This is a genomic window from Xanthomonas sp. NCPPB 2586 (assembly GCF_041475775.2).
Taxonomy (GTDB): Bacteria; Pseudomonadota; Gammaproteobacteria; order Xanthomonadales; family Xanthomonadaceae; genus Xanthomonas; species Xanthomonas campestris.
On the sequence record NZ_CM192981.1, the window covers coordinates 2945275 to 2961739 of the forward strand.

Sequence of the window (16465 nt, forward strand, 5' to 3'; positions counted from 1 at the left end):
CTTGAAAAAACAATCATCGTAGTCAGCTTACTTGATCTGGGCACGCTTGCCCTGACCGAGCACATAAACTTCCGCGGAGCGCTTTCGCGAGGCCGCCGGCTTGCGAATCGTCACCTTCTCATAGCGGCGGCGAAGCTCACGAATGTAGTCGTCGGACCCTACACCCTGGAACAGCTTGATCAGGAACGCCCCGCCTACCTTGAGGTGGGTGTCGGCAAATTCCATGGCCAGTTCCGCCAGGTGCATCATCCGCGGTTGGTCTACCGCATCCATACCGCTCTTATTGGGGGCCATATCCGACAGAACAAGGTCTACCGGCACATCGCCCAGCATGGCCTCGAACTCCGATAGAACGGCCTGCTCCCTGAAGTCGCCGTGAAGGAACTCCACCCCGGCCAGCGGCGGCATCTCCAGGATGTCCAGCGCCACCACCCGGCCGCTCGCGCCCATCGACTTGCGCACCTGCTGAGACCATCCGCCCGGCGCCGCGCCCAGGTCGACCACCACCATGCCTGGCTTGAGCAGGCGGTCGCGCTGCAGCAGCTCTTCCAGCTTGTAGGCGGCACGCGAGCGCATGCCTTCGGCCTGGGCCTTTTTGACGAAAGGGTCGGCGAAGTGTTCCTTGAGCCAGCGCTGGCTGCTTTTACTACGGGAAGGCATTGGCAAAGGGGTCCGAACGGGCCGCCATGATACCCTGAACACCCTTTGCTTCCTTTCGATCCTGCATGTCCATCGTTCTAACCTCCGCCCAGAACCGTTTCCTGCGCGGCCAGGCCCATGATCTCAAAGCACTGCTGCAGACCGGCGGCAAGGGCGTCACGCCGGCGTTCGTGGCCGAGCTGGAAGACGTGCTCGAACGCCACGAGCTGATCAAGGTGAAGGTGGCAGCGGAAGACCGTGAAACCCGCGACGCGTTGATCGCCGAGATCATCGAACACACCGGCTGCGCGCTGGTGCAGCGCATCGGCCATGTCGCCATCCTGTACCGCCCCAGCAAGGAAAAGCGACAGATCGTGCTGCCGCGCGGCTGACCCGACGAGTTCTGCCATGCCTTTGAACCAGGAACACCCCGACTACACTTACGCGCTACGCGCGGCCGATGGCCGCCACGCCAAGGTGAACGAGCAGATTCTGCAGCAGAGTTTCATCCTGATGCCGGACGAGCTGGTGGAACACTGGCCCGTCCCCTCGCTCGGCCAGCTGCAGCCTGCCCACATGGACGCCGTGCTGGCGCTGAACCCGTCAGTGATCCTGCTGGGAACCGGCGAGCGCCAGCAGTTCCCGTCTACGGATGTCCTCGCCGCCTGCCTGACCCGCGGCATCGGCCTGGAAGCCATGACCAATGCGGCGGCGGCACGCACCTACAACGTGCTGGCCAGCGAAGGCCGCCGGGTGGCGCTGGCGATGATCGTAGGCGGGTGAGTTGGGGATTCGGGATTCGGGATTCGGGATTCGGGATTCGGGATAGCCTGCCGAAGCACTGGTCGCTGTCAAGCAAGCCATGCCACTTCGCTGAAGCGCTATTGATGACGCGCGAAATTTGCGCCTCACCGTAACGCCTCAGCCCAACGCCGTTACGATTCCCGACTCCCTATTCCCGACTCCCGGCTTCACTTCTTGGGCAGATACAGCAGCGGGTCAACCGGCTTGCCGTTGTAGCGGATCTCGAAATGCAGCATGTCGCGGGCGGCGCCGCTGCGGCCCATCTCGGCGATCTGCTGCCCGGCCTTCACGCTCTGGCCTTCGTTGAGCAGGCGCTTGCGGTTGTGGCCGTAGGCCGACAGCCACTGATCGTTGTGCTTGATGATGATCAGCTCGCCGTAGCCGACCAGGCCGGCGCCGGAATACACCACCACGCCGTCGGCGGCGGCGCGCACGGCTTGCCCGCTGGCACCGGCAATGTCCACGCCTTGCTTGGTGGTCTCGCCGGTGACGAAGGTCCCCACCACCACGCCGTCGGCCGGCCAGCGCCAGCTGAAGCCGCTACTGACCGGGGCCGCAATCGGTGCGGCCGGGCGCGGCGGAACCACGGTGCCGCCACTGGCCACCGGTGCACTTGCACCAGGCTTGCTCGCGCCGGGCGGATACAGCTTGAGCGTCTGTCCGGGGTAGATCGTGTTCGGTGAAGACAGCCCGTTCCAGGCAGCCAGGTCCGGCGCGGTGATATTGGTGCGGCGCGAAATCGCATACAGCGTGTCGCCGCGCTGCACGGTCACGGTTGCACCGGGACGCGGCACCGACGGACGCGGCGCGGCACTGGGCCGCGAAGCGCCACCACCACTGCCCGAGTTGGGCGAACGCACCACTGTCGCGCTGCTGCAGGCCGTCAGCCCTGCCGCCACTACCAGCATCACCGCTGTCTTGCGTACCGATTTCATCTGCGCCCTGCTCATCCGTTCGTTGCCTTCCACACCAGCCAGCCGGCCACCACCGCCAGGACCGCCATCGCCACCCAGCCCAGGGGTTCGATCCAGCGGTGCAGCGCGGCTTCCGCGCGCGCGCCGCCAAGGCGGATCGCGCCGGCCACCAGGTACACGCGCTTGCCGCGCCCCACCAGCATGCTGGCGATGAACGGCAGGATCGGCACGCCGACCACGCCCGAGGCCCAGGTAAAGATCTTCAGGGGAATGGGCGTAAAGCCCACGATCACCAGCAACCAGAACGCCTTCCACGGCGATTCGGCCACCACCTGCCGCAGGTTCTGCACCTGCTCGTCGATGCGCGCGCTCCAGCCCAGCCACTCGATCAGCGGCTGCAAGGCAGCGAACGCGAAGTGGCCAAGCAGATAGCCCACCAGCGCACCACTGAGCGATCCGATCAGGCTCAGCGTGGCGAACCACAGCGCGCGTCGCGGTTCGGCCAGCGACATCGGCGCCAGCATCACTTCCGGCGGAACCGGAAAGATGAAGCCCTCGACGAAACTGAGGCCGGTCAGCAGCGCTGGTGCGCGGCGGTGGCGGGACCAGCGGATGGCCACGTCGTACAACGGCCCGAATATCTTCATCGAGAAACTCTCATGGGTTCAATCCAGCATGCCCGACAACAGAGGGACGAACGTGACCGGCGCCAGAACCTCTTGCGCGATCTCGCCATCGGCGCCGCGCGTCAGCTGCACCAGTGATTGCGAGGAGGCGCCACCGACCGGGGCCACCAACCGGCCACCGACCGCCAATTGATCGACCAGGGCGTCGACCAGCGCCGGCGCGGCCGCGGTGACCACGATCGCATCATAGGGTCCGTGCTCCGGCCAGCCGATCCGGCCATCGTCGTGCTTGCTGCGCACGTTCATGCCCAGATGGCGAAAGCGCTTGCGCGCCTGGCGCAGCAGATCGCCGATGCGCTCGACGGTATAGACCTCCAGGCCCAGTGCCGCCAGGATCGCGCCCTGGTAGCCAGAGCCGGTGCCCACTTCGAGCACTTTCTTCGGCGCCACCTGCAGCACTGCCTCGGTCATGCGCGCGACCACCCATGGCTGGGAAATGGTCTGGCCATGGCCGATCGGCAGCGCAGTGTCTTCGTAAGCGCGCGAGGCCAGCGCTTCATCGATGAACAGGTGACGCGGCACGGTGCGCACGGCGTTGAGCGTGGCTTCGTCCTGGATACCGGACTCGCGCAGACGCTCGACCAGACGGTCGCGCACCCGCTGCGAGGTCATGCCGATTCCCACCGATTCCGGTTGCAGGCGCAGCCGCGGGGTCATGCCGGCGCGTCCAGCGCGGCGGTCAGGCCGCCGACCCAGCCGGCCACGGTGTCCAGCGCCTGGTAGCGCGTGAGATCGACATGGATCGGCGTGATCGAAATATGCCCGGTGCGCACGGCGTGGAAGTCGGTGCCGGCGCCAGCATCCTGCTCGGGACCGGCCGGGCCGATCCAGTAGACGGTACGGCCACGCGGATCGCTCTGCGGCACGCACGGCTCGGACCGATGCCGGTTGCCAAGACGCGTCACTTCGAACCCGAGCACATCCGCCCAGGCCAGATCCGGCACGTTGACGTTGAGGATGGTGTCGGCGGGCAATGGATCGGCCTTCAACCGCGCCACGATTTCCACCGCGGCGCGTGCGGCGGTCTCGAAATGATGGGCTTCGTGATTCTGCGTCACCAGCGAGACCGCCACTGCGGGCAGGCCGAGAAAACGCCCTTCCATCGCAGCAGACACCGTGCCCGAATAGATCACGTCGTCGCCGAGATTGGCTGAATTATTGATGCCCGAGACCACGATATCCGGGTCGTAATCGAGCATGCCCGTGAGCGCCAGATGCACGCAGTCGGTGGGTGTGCCGGCAACCGCGCAGGTCTGCGCGTCGATGCGGCGGGTGCGGATCGGCACATCCAGGGTCAGCGAATTGCTGGCACCGGAGCGATCGCGATCGGGCGCGACCACCATCACTTCATGACCGGCGCGGCGCAGCGCCTCGGCCAGGATCTGGATGCCGGGGGCGTCGACACCGTCGTCGTTGCTAACCAGTACGCGCATGGGACTCCTCGGAAAACCCGGCCATGATACCGGATGCGTCCGTCCGCTTCGCGCTTGATCTTCGCTTGCGCCTGAGGTTGGGCAGGGTACGCTGTGACGATGTCGCATCCTGAAGACGAAGACGACGGCGCGCTGTTCCGTGCAGCCATTGGCGAAGTGAAGCCGATCCGCGCCGTTGCGCCGCCCGCCAACACCAAGCCGCGGCCAAAGGCGCGTGCGCGCATGGCCGAGCGCGACGAAGCCGAGGCGCAGAGCGAATTTGCGCGGCTGCTGCGTGATTCTTCGCCGCTGGAAGCTGGTGACACCGCCAGCTACCGGCGCGACACCCTGCCCGCGCGGCTGTTTCAGCGACTCAAGCGCGGGCAGTTTTCGGTGCAGGACGAACTGGACCTGCACGGCGCCACTGCCGCACAAGCCGACGCCTTGCTACGCCAGTTCCTGCTGGAGGCGCATGCACACGAGCACGGCTGCGTGCGTATCATCCACGGCAAGGGCCTGCAATCGGACAGTGGCGCACCGGTGCTGAAGAATCTGGTGGACCGTGTGCTACGCCAGCGCAACGATGTGTTGGCCTTCCATTCCGCACCGCCGACGCAAGGTGGAACCGGTGCCCTGCTGGTGTTGTTGGCACGGCGTTAGAGCAGCTAGCGACACCACGGCGCAGCCGCCAGGCGGGCGCGGCCGGTGCTCGAAATCGGCATGTACCACTCCTGCACACCGGTTCTTCCGCGCCGTCCGCACCCACTCACGGCTGCTCGCTACGTTTTGATAAACGCTCTTGGTCGCACCGGTCATGCATCGTAGGAGCGGCCCTGGCCGCGATGCATTATCGGTAACGCCTCATCGCGGCCAAGGCCGCTCCTACGGGAATGCTAGTGCTGGCGTACCACTCAGCCCTCGGAACGCGACTGCGGTGCAACGCGCGCTGCATCGACGACCTCGCCCAGTTCCCACAACACCGCAGTTGCGTAGCAGCCCGGTGGCAAGGCGAAGGTGAGCTGCAGCGTCTGCGCGTCCAACCAGGCATGTGCCAACGCCTGCGGACGCAGCCGCAACGCGCGGCGCTCCTGCTTGAGGCCGGCCGCTTCCAGGCCCGTGCGCAACGCAAGCGATTGCGGATCCGACAGTGCCGCCTGTTCAATCGCCGCGGCATCAGCGCTGCAGCGTAATTCGCCGGCGCCCCACAACGGGCCGCTGGGATGAATGTCGAAACGCGCCAGGCGCTCGGCCAACACCTCGCTCCAGGGTTCGGGACCGAACACGCTGCGTGAGCCGTCCAGCATCCAGGCCTCGCCGTCAAGTGGCGCATCCCAATTGCCCTGTTCCACGCGCGCAGTCAGCACCTGGTTGAACAGTGCCGAGCGTGCTGCCGACAACAGCAGCGAACGTTGATCGTTGCGCAGGCGCCGTTTGGGTGCCTGCGCGAGCGTGCCATCCAGCTGCCGCGTGTAACCGAACATCGCCAACGCCGCGGCGACATTGCCGCCATCGCGGCCGAAGCGCTGCTCGCCAAACCAGTTGGGGATGCCGCGCGCAGCGATCGCGTGCAGGCGCGCATCGATGGCCGCCTGATCGCCCACCACTTCGCGCAGGGTCAGCACGAAACGATTGCCATGCAAGGCGCCGCGCTGCAGCTTGCGGTTGTGCCAGGTGTGCTCCACCACCTGCATGTCGTCATCGTCCAGCGCGCTCAGGTCCGGGGCGATGCGCTTGGGCAGATGTACGCTGAAGCGTTGCGTGGTCACCGCGTGGCGGTCCTTCAGACCCGCGTAGCCAATGCCCATCTCCGCAATGCCGGCCCACTGCGCCAAACGCTTGGCCACGTAAGCGGTGTTCTGGCCACGCTTGCGCACGCTCAGCAGCAGATGCTCGCCTTCACCCGATGCATCGAACGCGGGCAACTCATCAACCTGGAAATCCTCGGCAACGCTGCGCATTGCCGCAGTGAGCACCGCGGCGCCATGCGCGCGCGGCAAAACGGGTGAATCGCTCATGGGAAAGTCCAGTGAGATGCGACAGGTGACGTCCGCATGCTGCCGGCATCGCCGGCGTCAGAATGCAATCGCACGCCTCGCGCGTGCGACGCCAGTTATGCGGCGATCTTGCCGAGCAGCACCGCGACCTGTGCGGCAATGCCTTCGCTACGCCCGGTGAATCCCAGCTTCTCGCTGGTGGTCGCCTTGACGCTCACCGCATCCAGTTCGATGGCCAGCAGCCCGGCAATGCGCTCGCGCATCGCCAACGCGTGCGGCCCCACCTTGGGCCGCTCGCAGATCACCGTGATGTCGGCATTGCCCACCCGCCAGCCGCGATCACGCAGCAACTGGTCGCAGTGCTGCACAAACTGCGCGCTGTCGGCACCCTTCCAACGCGCATCGGAGGGCGGAAAATGCACACCGATATCGCCCAGCGCCAGGCCACCGAGCATCGCATCGCACAACGCATGCAGCACCACGTCGCCATCGCTGTGTGCCAGCACACCGTGACTGTGCGCCATGCGCACGCCACCCAGCATCAGATGATCGCCCGGGCCGAACGCATGCACGTCGTAACCCTGGCCGATGCGGAAATTGAAGGACATGTTGCTTACACCTCTTCGGAACCGGACGCCGCAGAACGCGCACCGGAAAAAACGGACGTTGCAGCAGAGGGCGTAGCGCTGCGCTCAGCCTCCCGGCTTGCGCCACCGCAGTCGCGGTTCGCCAGCTCGAATTCAAAACGTGCCAGGTCCGCAGGCGTGGTCACCTTGAAATTATCTTCGGCACCTTCCACCAGCAAGGGACGCAAGCCAAGCCGCTCGATCGCCATCGCCTCGTCGGTCACGTCCACGCCGGCAGCCGATGCCTCGGTGAGACCGCGAATCAACTGATGGCGCCGGAACAACTGTGGCGTCAACGCGCGCCACAACCGCTCGCGCGGCTCGGTGCCGTCGATCCCGCCATCGTCGCCTGCGCGTTTGAGCGTATCGCGCACCGGCGCGGCCAAAATGGCACCGACCGGATCGCCGCGGCCAATCTCCAGCAACCGGTCCAGATCGGCCAGCGCCAGGTTGGGCCGGGCCGCATCGTGCACCAGCACAAAATCATCGGCGCGCACGCCGTCGGGTAACGCCAGCAACCCGGCCAGCACCGACGCCGCACGCGTGGCGCCGCCCACGCAGGTGAGCACGGGCTTGGCGTGCACGGCTGTCCAGCCCGGCCAGTCGGCATCGTCGGGAGCAATCGCCACCACGATCCCGGCCACCGCCGGATGTGCTGCCAGGGCCGCCAACGTGTAGGCCATCAGCGGCTGGCCCGCCGCGTGCAAATACTGCTTTGGCACCGCACCGCCAAAGCGCGTGCCACGCCCGGCCGCCGGGACAATCGCCCACACCGAGCCGGTCATGGGTGATCTACCGGGTCCGCAGACGCTGCGGGCGGTTGTGCAGGCGTTGCTGCTTCCTGTGCTGCCGGTGGCAACAGCGGCGCATCTTCGACCACGCGATAAAACGTCTCGCCGGGCTTGATCATGCCCAGCTCGCTGCGCGCGCGTTCCTCGATTGCCGCCTCGCCGTCCTTCAAATCCTTGACCTCTGCCGCCAATGCCTGATTGCGTTGGCGCAGGCCTTCGTTATCCCGTGTCTGATGGGCAACCTGGGCTTCCAGCATCATCACTTCACCGGAATTCCCAGGCCCGAACCAGAAGCGGTACTGCAGCCACGCCAGCAGTACCGCCAGCACCAGCAGGAGCCAGCGCCAGTTGCGCATGGCTTATCGCTTGAGCGAAACGAACGCGTCGCGGCCGGCGTAACGCGCGCCGGACCCCAGTGCCTGCTCGATGCGCAGCAACTGGTTGTACTTGGCCACGCGGTCGCTGCGGCACAGCGAGCCGGTCTTGATCTGGGTGGCGGTGGTGGCCACGGCGATATCGGCGATGGTGGTGTCTTCGGTCTCGCCCGAACGGTGCGACACGATCGAGGCGTAGTTGGCCGCATGCGCCATGGCAATGGCTTCCAGCGTCTCGGTCAGCGTGCCGATCTGGTTGACCTTGATCAGGATCGCGTTGGCGGTGCCGCTGTCGATGCCTTCCTTGAAGATCTTCGGGTTGGTCACGAACAGATCGTCGCCCACCAGCTGCACCTTCTTGCCGACGCGATCGGTCAGCAACTTCCAGCCGGCCCAGTCGTCTTCGGCCAGGCCGTCTTCGATGCTGATGATCGGGTACTGCGCCACCCAGTCGGCCAGGAAGTCGACGAACTGCTCGCTGGTCAGGCGCTTGTTTTCGCCCACCAGGTTGTACTTGCCGTTGTCGTAGAACTCCGACGAGGCCACGTCCAGGCCCAGCAGGATGTCTTCGCCAGCGGTGTAACCGGCCTTGCCGATCGCCTCGAGGATGGTGTCCAGCGCTTCGACATTGCTGCGGAAGTCCGGGGCGAAGCCGCCCTCGTCACCCACGGCCGTGCTGAGGCCGTGGCCCTTGAGCACCGACTTCAGCGAATGGAAGATCTCGGTGCCTGCGCGCAGCGCTTCGGAAAACGAGCTGCAGCCCACCGGCAGCACCATGAATTCCTGGAAGTCGACATTGTTGTCGGCATGCGCGCCGCCGTTGATGATGTTCATCATCGGCACCGGCAGGGCGACATCGGATTCGGTGATGGTCGACAGGTACTGCCACAGCGGCTGCTTGCGCGAGGCGGCGACCGCATGCGCGGCAGCCAGCGACACACCCAGCAGCGCGTTGGCGCCCAGGCGGCCCTTGTTCTCGGTGCCGTCGAGGTCGATCAGGCGACGGTCCAGGCCCTGCTGGTCGGCGGCATCGAAGTCCTTGAGCGTCTCGGCGATGGTGCCGTTGACGTTTTCCACGGCCTTGCGCACGCCCTTGCCCAGGTAACGGGTCTTGTCGCCGTCGCGCAGTTCCACCGCTTCCTTGGTGCCGGTCGAGGCGCCCGAGGGCACGGCGGCGCGGCCGAACGAGCCGTCTGCCAGCGTGACTTCCGCCTCCAGCGTGGGATTGCCGCGGGAGTCGAGGATTTCACGGGCGAGAATCTTGGCGATAGTGGTCATAGGTCCGATCGGTTACCAGTAAGGGGGGAAGTACACCGGAAACAAGCTGCCGGATTATCGCCGCACACTGCCCCGTTGCCAAATCGCATGGGCAGCGAACGCACGGCAAGCCAGCCGGCGCGCCGCTAGGCCATCACGCCCAGCAGCGACAAGCCAAACAACAAGAGCAAGAACAGCAGCGACGCCAGCCCCATCGCCGCGGCGACAGGCTGGCGACCCAGCCGAAGCGCAAGGGGGCCGGCCACCAGGCCGCCCAATGTCACCAGCGCACCCACCACCAGCGTGACCAGCATCGGGGTGCGCGTGGCCTGCATGGCATGACTGCCGTCGCCCGGCATGCCGAAGCTGGCGGCCGCCAGGAAGGCCATTACCGCAAAACAGGCCCACGCGGACAGCGACAGGCCCAGCACCACCCAGCCCCAGGGCCAGTGACGCCACTGCCGGCGCTGGCGGCGCACTGCTGCCTGCGCCCATGGATCAGGACTCATGCGAAGCGCGCGAACCCGTGCTTTTTGGTCACTGCATCCAGTTCCATCAGCGTCTCGAGCAACTCTTCCATGCGGTCCAGCGGCCAGGCATTGGGGCCATCGGACAACGCCTTGGACGGGTCCGGATGGGTTTCGGCAAACAGGCCGGAAATGCCCACTGCGACAGCGGCACGTGCCAGCACCGGCACGAATTCGCGTTGGCCACCGGAACTGCTGCCCTGCCCGCCCGGCAACTGCACCGAATGGGTGGCATCGAACACCACCGGGCAGCCGGTGTCGCGCATGACGCTGAGCGAGCGCATGTCGCTGACCAGGTTGTTGTAGCCGAACGAGGCGCCACGTTCGCAGACCATGATCTGCTCGTTGCCGGTCGACTTGGCCTTGTCCACCACCGGCTTCATGTCCCACGGCGCCAGAAATTGGCCCTTCTTGATGTTCACCGGCTTGCCGGCGGCGCAGACGTTCTTGATGAAGTCGGTCTGGCGCACCAGAAAGGCCGGGGTCTGCAGCACGTCGACGACGGCGGCGACTTCATTCATCGGGGTGTATTCGTGCACGTCGGTGAGCACCGGCACGCCGATCTGCTTTTTCACCGCGTCCAGCACCTTCAGGCCTTCTTCCAGGCCGGGGCCGCGGAAGCTGGTGCCGGAGGTGCGGTTGGCCTTGTCGAAACTCGACTTGAAGATGAAGTTGATCCCCAGCTTGCCGGTGATCTCCTTGAGCTTGCCGGCCACGTCAAGCTGCAGCTGCATCGACTCGATCACGCAGGGGCCGGCAATCAGGAACAGCGGCTGATCCAGGCCAACTTCGAAGTCACACAGTTTCATCAGGTCACCTTGTTGATTGAAGCCTCTCTCCCACCGGGAGAGGGGTTGGGGTGAGGGTAAGAATAAGGACACCAAGCGCTTATGAAGCCGGGTGGTTTGCGTTGGTTGGCGCGTGGCGACGCGTTCATCAGGGCCGCCATCTTCGGGTGTGTTGCGGCGCCCCTCATCCGGCGCTTCGCGCCACCTTCTCCCGATGCGAGAAGGAAGCTGCTGCGCACCTTATTGATTTGAGCCCCTCTCCCACCGGGAGAGGGGGTTGGGGTGAGAGTACGATTGCGAAGCACCGCTATAGCAACATGGTCTGCCTTGGCTTCCGCGTCGACGCGTTCGTCATGGCTGCCACCTTCCAGTGTGTTGCCGCGCCCCATCATCCACATCTACGGACCACCTTCTCCCAACGGGAGAAGGCGTGGATCACGCACGCGCTTCCTTCAACAGCTTGCCGCCGGCCTTCTTCTCGCGCGCGGCGCGCACGAAACCAATAAACAGCGGATGCCCGTCGCGCGGAGTGGACAAAAATTCCGGATGCGCCTGGCAGGCCAGGAACCACGGATGCGTATCGCGCGGCAGCTCCACCATTTCCACCAGCGTGTCGTCCATCGACTTGCCGCAAATCACCAGGCCGGCATCTTCCAGCTGGGTACGGTAGCGGTTGTTGAACTCGTAGCGATGGCGATGCCGCTCGGCCACCACGTCCTTGCCGTACACCTCGCGCGCCAGCGTGCCCGGCTTCAGGCGCTGCTCCTGCAGGCCCAGACGCATGGTGCCGCCCAGGTCGGATTTTTCATCGCGCTTTTCCACCTCGCCGGTGGCGGTGCGCCACTCGGTGATCAGGCCGATCACCGGGTGCGGCGACTGGCGATCGTTCTCGGTGCTGTTGGCAGCATCCAGATCGGCCACGTGGCGGGCATAGTCCACCACCGCCGCCTGCATGCCGTAGCAGATGCCGAAATACGGCACCTTGTGCTCGCGGGCGTACTTGGAGGTCTGCACCTTGCCTTCGAAGCCGCGATCGCCGAAGCCGCCCGGCACCAGAATGCCGTCGATGCCCTGCAATGCGGCCATGTCGCTGCCTTCCAGATCCTGCGCTTCCAGCCAGGTCAGGTTGACCTTGGTGCGCTGACGCAGGCCACCGTGCTTGAGCGCCTCGGCCACCGACTTGTAGGCGTCCTGGTGATCGACGTACTTACCGACCACCGCGATGGTCACCTCATCGAGCGGATGCTTGACCGCATCGACCACCGCTTCCCACTCGGACAGGTCGGCCGCGGCGACCTTGTCGCGCAGCTTGAATTGATCGATGACCAGTTCGTCCAGGCCCTGGCGGCGCAGTTCCAGCGGCATGCCGTACAGCACATCGATGTCGGGGCAGCTGATCACCGCACGCTCGGAGACGTTGGTGAACAACGCGATCTTGCGGCGCTCCGAATCCGGCACCGCCTGTTCGGAGCGGCACAGCAGCACGTCCGGCTGGATACCGATCGAGCGCAGCTCCTTGACCGAATGCTGGGTCGGCTTGGTCTTCAACTCGCCGGCCGCAGCAATGTACGGCACCAGGGTGAGGTGCATGAACATGGCCTTCTCGGCGCCGCGCTCGGTGCGCACCTGGCGGATGGCCTCCAGGAACGGCAACGACTCGATATCGCCCACGGTGCCGCCGATCTCGATCAACGCCACGTCGAATCCAGCCGTGGCCTCGTCGATGCAGCGACGGATTTCATCGGTGATATGCGGGATGACCTGCACGGTCGCGCCCAGGTAGTCGCCGCGGCGCTCCTTGCGGATCACGTTTTCGTAGATACGGCCGGTGGTGACCGAATTCTTGCGCGACAGCCGCGTGCGCACGTAGCGCTCGTAGTGGCCCAGGTCCAGATCGGTTTCGGCGCCGTCATCGGTGACGTAGACCTCACCATGCTGGAACGGGCTCATCGTGCCCGGGTCCACATTGATGTACGGATCCAGCTTCATCATCGTGACCTTGAGGCCACGCGCCTCAAGAATGGACGCAAGCGAAGCAGCGGCGATGCCCTTGCCTAGCGAGGACACTACACCGCCTGTTACAAAAATCAGGGGAGTCATGGGGCTCAAGGCCTCCCGGAAAGCCATAGTTTAACGGGTGACGGGCGAATGCCCAAGGGTTGCGTGCACTCCAGGCGTCCGTGACGCCACTGGATGCACGCACACCGTGCAAATGCAGACGCCCCGGCCGGAGCCGGGGCGTCTGCGGGCGAAACCTGCGCTGTCCTCAGCGCGACGGCTTCTCTTCTTCCTCTTCTTCGCGCGGGGCCTGGCCTGCTTCCGGCTTGGCCTTGGCAGCAGCGGCGCGGCGCTCGGCCTTGCGCTCGGCCTCGGTCTTGGCCTTGTCGTCATTGGCCTTCTGCGCGCTGGCGCCCTGCCCCTGTGGCGGAGCGGTCTGCGCAATGGCCGGCAGTGCTGCAACCGCGGCGGCACCCAGGGTGAGCATCAGAATGTGCTTGAACTTCATGGGTCTGCTCCTGGTTCGGTGACATCCTAAGGTGGGGACGTTTGGTTCCGAATCCAACGCCAGCATAGTCAGCGGCGCCCGGCCGGGCACTGAACGCCGGTCGCGTGCAAAAAATCGCCCCAGACCCCACACTTGCGCGTCGTTTCACGTGCCAACGAGATGCATGAACACCCGTTATAACGCCGCCGATATTGAAGTCCTGTCGGGCCTTGACCCGGTCAAGCGCCGCCCTGGCATGTATACCGACACCGCGCGCCCGAACCATCTGGCGCAGGAAGTCATCGACAACTCGGTGGACGAGGCGTTGGCCGGCCACGCCAAGCAGGTCGAAGTGACCCTGTACAAGGATGGCAGCTGCGAGGTCTCCGACGATGGCCGCGGCATGCCCGTGGACATGCACCCGGAGGAGAAGATCCCCGGCGTGGAGCTGATCCTCACCCGCCTGCATGCCGGCGGCAAGTTCAGCAATCGCAACTACACCTTCTCTGGCGGCCTGCATGGCGTGGGTGTGAGCGTGGTCAATGCGCTGTCGACCAAGGTCGAGCTGTTCATCAAGCGCGAAGGCAGCGAGCACCGCATGGAGTTCCGCGACGGCAACGCCGCCTCCAAGCTGGAAGTGGTGGGCACGGTCGGCAAGAAGAACACCGGCACGCGGCTGCGTTTCTGGGCCGACCCGAAGTACTTCGACACGCCCAAGTTCAACGTGCGCGCGCTGCGCCATCTGCTGCGCGCCAAGGCCGTGCTATGCCCCGGCCTGACCGTGAAGCTGCACGACGAGGCCACCGGCGAGCAGGACAGCTGGTACTTCGAGGACGGTCTGCGCGACTACCTCAAGGGCGAAATGGCCGACCGCGAGCTGCTGCCTGCAGATCTGTTTGCCGGCAGCCTCAAGAAGGACACCGAGATCGTCGATTGGGCGGCCGCGTGGGTGCCGGAAGGCGAGCTGACCCAGGAAAGCTACGTCAACCTGATCCCCACCGCGCAGCACGGCACCCACGTCAACGGCCTGCGCTCGGGCTTGACCGATGCGTTGCGCGAGTTCTGCGACTTCCGCAACCTGCTGCCGCGCGGCGTGAAGCTGGCGCCGGAAGACGTGTGGGACCGGGTCACCTTCGTGCTCAGCCTGAAGATGACCGACCCGCAATTCTCCGGGCAGACCAAGGAACGGCTGTCGTCGCGCCAGGCCGCCGGCTTTATCGAAGGCGCCGCGCACGATGCCTTCAGCCTATATCTCAATCAGAACGTGGAGATCGGCGAGAAGATCGCGCAGATCGCCATCGACCGCGCCAGTGCGCGCTTGAAGACCGAAAAGCAGATCGTCCGCAAGAAGGTCACCCAGGGCCCTGCCCTGCCCGGCAAGCTGGCCGACTGCATCAGCCAGGACCTGTCGCGGACCGAGTTGTTCCTGGTGGAGGGCGACTCCGCTGGCGGCTCGGCCAAGCAGGCACGCGACAAGGATTTCCAGGCGATCCTGCCGCTGCGCGGCAAGATCCTCAACACCTGGGAAGTGGCGTCCGGCAGCGTGCTGGCGTCCGAGGAAGTGCATAACCTGGCCATTGCGATTGGCTGCGACCCGGGCAAGGACGACATCACCGGGCTGCGCTACGGCAAGGTGGTGATCCTGGCCGACGCCGACTCCGATGGCCTGCATATCGCCACCCTGCTCACCGCGCTGTTCCTGCAGCACTTCCCCGCGCTGGTGGCCGCCGGCCACGTGTTCGTGGCGATGCCGCCACTGTTCCGCGTGGACGTGGGCAAGCAGGTGTTCTATGCGCTGGACGAGGAAGAAAAGACCACGCTGCTGGACAAGATCGCGCGCGAGAAGATGAAGGGACAAATCAGCGTCACCCGCTTCAAGGGCCTGGGCGAGATGAATCCGCAGCAGTTACGCGAATCGACCATCCACCCCGACACGCGCCGCCTGGTGCAGCTGACGATCGACGACGGCGAACAGACCCGCTCGTTGATGGACATGCTGCTGGCCAAAAAGCGCGCGGGCGACCGCAAGCAGTGGCTGGAAACCAAGGGCGATCTGGCGTCGCTGGAAGTCTAAGGACGCGGCGATTCGGAACTGCCTTCTCGCTGCTCGTTGCAGCGGCGAGAAGGCATCTCTTCGCGCGGAAGTGAGCGTGCTCTGGAATGAGCGCGCTGCATGCAGGGGCCGAGTGGAGCTCGGATCGCAGCAGCGTGTGACGCATGTGTTTGTAGAGCGTTCAAACACCTGACGCTTCACTGGATCCCGATGCGCGCGTCATCAAACAGCGCGCAGCAGCAATCGCTTCAGCACGCATCGCGAGCCACGCGCTCCCGCATCACTCAGCGCACACCCGGCAACACCTTGCGGGCGCCGGTGACCAGGCCACAGGCGTGGTCCTGCAATTCTTCGCCACTGGCCCGATTGCCGGTGGCCGCATCCTGCCGCGTCGCCAGCAACACGAAGCCCGGCTGCCCTTCGTCCAACTGCGCGCCCGCCACCACCAGCGAGTAATCGCGCAGGCTCGCATCGGCAGGAATGGCGCTGGCGAGCAGGCGAATCGGATCCTCGTTGAGCGTATCGCCCGGCAGCGTCCTGGCCAGATACACATGGCCCAGCAAGGGCTCGGCCAACGCACGCCATTGCGGGCCGATCTGCGCATGCTCTCGCTGCAGGGCGGCATAGACGTCCGGGCGCAGGCAATCGATGTGGATGTGCAGCTGCTCCTGCGAGCGCCCGTACGGCGAGTTGAGCGCCAGGCTCACATAGGCGCGCGGCAACGGCTGCGCCAGCGCGGATGCAACGAAGCTGCGCGCCGACCATGCGCTGGCGAAATAGTTGGGCGCATCGGCCTGCAATAGCGAGGGATCTTCGATCCCGCTGACACGCACGCTGGGCACCAGCAGGTATTGGAAGCGGCCGTGGTTGTCCTTCAGTACCACCGCCTGCCGCTGCGGATCAGGCCACACCGCGGCGCAATCGTCCGGCACCGGCCCGGCCTGCAGGCAGTGCGTGGTGACGATGCGCCACAGCGCATCCGGATCGCTGGCATGCCGCACCGGCGGCGGCGAGGCGCAGCCGGCCACCGACAGCGCGACAGCAAGGAATTGGGCAACACGGCAACGCATGTTCGTCTTCAACCAGCGCCTGCGGCGCGCCATCATAACCAGCCG

19 protein-coding genes and 1 other RNA gene are annotated in these 16465 nt (G+C 65.5%); 5 read left to right on the forward strand and 15 right to left on the reverse strand.

The window, feature by feature from the left end; all coding sequences use genetic code 11:
- Nucleotides 1–27 precede the first annotated feature (27 nt).
- Nucleotides 28–660, reverse strand: coding sequence for a 23S rRNA (uridine(2552)-2'-O)-methyltransferase RlmE (gene rlmE / locus ACCQ09_RS12570; RefSeq protein ID WP_012438562.1), 633 nt, complete (start codon nucleotides 658–660; stop codon nucleotides 28–30).
- Between the two features lie 65 nt (nucleotides 661–725).
- Here rlmE and yhbY point away from each other — a divergent pair, with 65 nt between their 5' ends.
- Both yhbY and ACCQ09_RS12580 read left to right on the forward strand, forming a co-directional pair.
- The gene (gene yhbY / locus ACCQ09_RS12575; RefSeq protein ID WP_011036888.1) at nucleotides 726–1031 is read left to right on the forward strand and encodes a ribosome assembly RNA-binding protein YhbY; all 306 of its coding nucleotides are present in this window, start codon (nucleotides 726–728) and stop codon (nucleotides 1029–1031) included.
- A gap of 16 nt (nucleotides 1032–1047) precedes the next feature.
- Nucleotides 1048–1422: an Mth938-like domain-containing protein gene (locus ACCQ09_RS12580; protein WP_040941436.1), complete on the forward strand. Its 375-nt coding sequence runs from the start codon at nucleotides 1048–1050 to the stop codon at nucleotides 1420–1422.
- A gap of 188 nt (nucleotides 1423–1610) precedes the next feature.
- On the opposite strand, the gene ACCQ09_RS12585 is transcribed toward ACCQ09_RS12580, so the two are convergent.
- Genes ACCQ09_RS12585 through surE form a run of 4 tightly spaced genes read right to left on the reverse strand, consistent with a single transcriptional unit; the run spans nucleotide 1611 to nucleotide 4476 of the window.
- Nucleotides 1611–2393, reverse strand: coding sequence for a peptidoglycan DD-metalloendopeptidase family protein (locus tag ACCQ09_RS12585; protein WP_228427887.1), 783 nt, complete (start codon nucleotides 2391–2393; stop codon nucleotides 1611–1613).
- Nucleotides 2390–3004: a YqaA family protein gene (locus ACCQ09_RS12590; RefSeq protein WP_011036885.1), complete on the reverse strand. Its 615-nt coding sequence runs from the start codon at nucleotides 3002–3004 to the stop codon at nucleotides 2390–2392. The genes ACCQ09_RS12585 and ACCQ09_RS12590 overlap by 4 nt, the downstream gene beginning before the upstream one ends.
- 18 nt (nucleotides 3005–3022) lie before the next feature.
- The gene (locus ACCQ09_RS12595; RefSeq protein WP_011036884.1) at nucleotides 3023–3700 is read right to left on the reverse strand and encodes a protein-L-isoaspartate(D-aspartate) O-methyltransferase; all 678 of its coding nucleotides are present in this window, start codon (nucleotides 3698–3700) and stop codon (nucleotides 3023–3025) included.
- Nucleotides 3697–4476 (reverse strand): 5'/3'-nucleotidase SurE, encoded by a 780-nt coding sequence (gene surE / locus ACCQ09_RS12600; protein ID WP_012438564.1) that lies wholly within the window; start codon nucleotides 4474–4476, stop codon nucleotides 3697–3699. The genes ACCQ09_RS12595 and surE overlap by 4 nt, the downstream gene beginning before the upstream one ends.
- 99 nt (nucleotides 4477–4575) lie before the next feature.
- On the opposite strand from surE, the gene ACCQ09_RS12605 reads away from it, so the two are divergent.
- A complete protein-coding gene (locus ACCQ09_RS12605) occupies nucleotides 4576–5115 on the forward strand; it encodes a Smr/MutS family protein (RefSeq protein ID WP_014507480.1) in 540 nt (179 codons plus the stop codon).
- A 60-nt stretch (nucleotides 5116–5175) separates the two neighbouring features.
- Nucleotides 5176–5250, forward strand: a non-coding RNA gene (locus ACCQ09_RS12610) — sX9 sRNA.
- A 116-nt stretch (nucleotides 5251–5366) separates the two neighbouring features.
- Here the strand turns inward: ACCQ09_RS12610 and truD are convergent.
- The 9 genes from truD to ACCQ09_RS12655 all read right to left on the reverse strand — a co-directional run bounded on the left by truD (nucleotide 5367) and on the right by ACCQ09_RS12655 (nucleotide 13318).
- A complete protein-coding gene (gene truD, locus ACCQ09_RS12615; RefSeq protein WP_040941437.1) occupies nucleotides 5367–6470 on the reverse strand; it encodes a tRNA pseudouridine(13) synthase TruD in 1104 nt (367 codons plus the stop codon).
- A gap of 95 nt (nucleotides 6471–6565) precedes the next feature.
- Nucleotides 6566–7057: a 2-C-methyl-D-erythritol 2,4-cyclodiphosphate synthase gene (gene ispF / locus ACCQ09_RS12620; RefSeq protein ID WP_014507478.1), complete on the reverse strand. Its 492-nt coding sequence runs from the start codon at nucleotides 7055–7057 to the stop codon at nucleotides 6566–6568.
- 5 nt (nucleotides 7058–7062) lie between these two features.
- Entirely contained in the window at nucleotides 7063–7860 is a 798-nt protein-coding gene (ispD, locus tag ACCQ09_RS12625; RefSeq protein ID WP_040941438.1) for a 2-C-methyl-D-erythritol 4-phosphate cytidylyltransferase, read from the reverse strand.
- On the reverse strand, nucleotides 7857–8222 hold the full coding sequence (ftsB, locus tag ACCQ09_RS12630; protein ID WP_014507476.1) for a cell division protein FtsB: 366 nt from the start codon (nucleotides 8220–8222) through the stop codon (nucleotides 7857–7859). Before ftsB ends, ispD begins: the two co-directional genes overlap by 4 nt.
- Before the next feature lie 3 nt (nucleotides 8223–8225).
- Nucleotides 8226–9518: a phosphopyruvate hydratase gene (eno, locus tag ACCQ09_RS12635; protein ID WP_011036877.1), complete on the reverse strand. Its 1293-nt coding sequence runs from the start codon at nucleotides 9516–9518 to the stop codon at nucleotides 8226–8228.
- A 125-nt stretch (nucleotides 9519–9643) separates the two neighbouring features.
- Complete coding sequence (locus tag ACCQ09_RS12640; protein ID WP_011036876.1) at nucleotides 9644–10006, reverse strand: hypothetical protein; 363 nt, start codon at nucleotides 10004–10006, stop codon at nucleotides 9644–9646.
- Nucleotides 10003–10833: a 3-deoxy-8-phosphooctulonate synthase gene (kdsA, locus tag ACCQ09_RS12645; protein WP_011036875.1), complete on the reverse strand. Its 831-nt coding sequence runs from the start codon at nucleotides 10831–10833 to the stop codon at nucleotides 10003–10005. The genes ACCQ09_RS12640 and kdsA overlap by 4 nt, the downstream gene beginning before the upstream one ends.
- A gap of 414 nt (nucleotides 10834–11247) precedes the next feature.
- Entirely contained in the window at nucleotides 11248–12912 is a 1665-nt protein-coding gene (gene pyrG / locus ACCQ09_RS12650) for a CTP synthase (protein WP_011036874.1), read from the reverse strand.
- Nucleotides 12913–13078: 166 nt separating this feature from the next.
- Nucleotides 13079–13318: a hypothetical protein gene (locus ACCQ09_RS12655; RefSeq protein WP_019237729.1), complete on the reverse strand. Its 240-nt coding sequence runs from the start codon at nucleotides 13316–13318 to the stop codon at nucleotides 13079–13081.
- 163 nt (nucleotides 13319–13481) lie between these two features.
- On the opposite strand from ACCQ09_RS12655, the gene parE reads away from it, so the two are divergent.
- Nucleotides 13482–15371, forward strand: a complete 1890-nt coding sequence (gene parE / locus ACCQ09_RS12660; RefSeq protein WP_019237730.1) for a DNA topoisomerase IV subunit B — start codon at nucleotides 13482–13484, stop codon at nucleotides 15369–15371.
- Between the two features lie 263 nt (nucleotides 15372–15634).
- On the opposite strand, the gene ACCQ09_RS12665 is transcribed toward parE, so the two are convergent.
- A complete protein-coding gene (locus ACCQ09_RS12665; protein WP_011036871.1) occupies nucleotides 15635–16420 on the reverse strand; it encodes a CDP-diacylglycerol diphosphatase in 786 nt (261 codons plus the stop codon).
- Nucleotides 16421–16465: the final 45 nt, after the last annotated feature.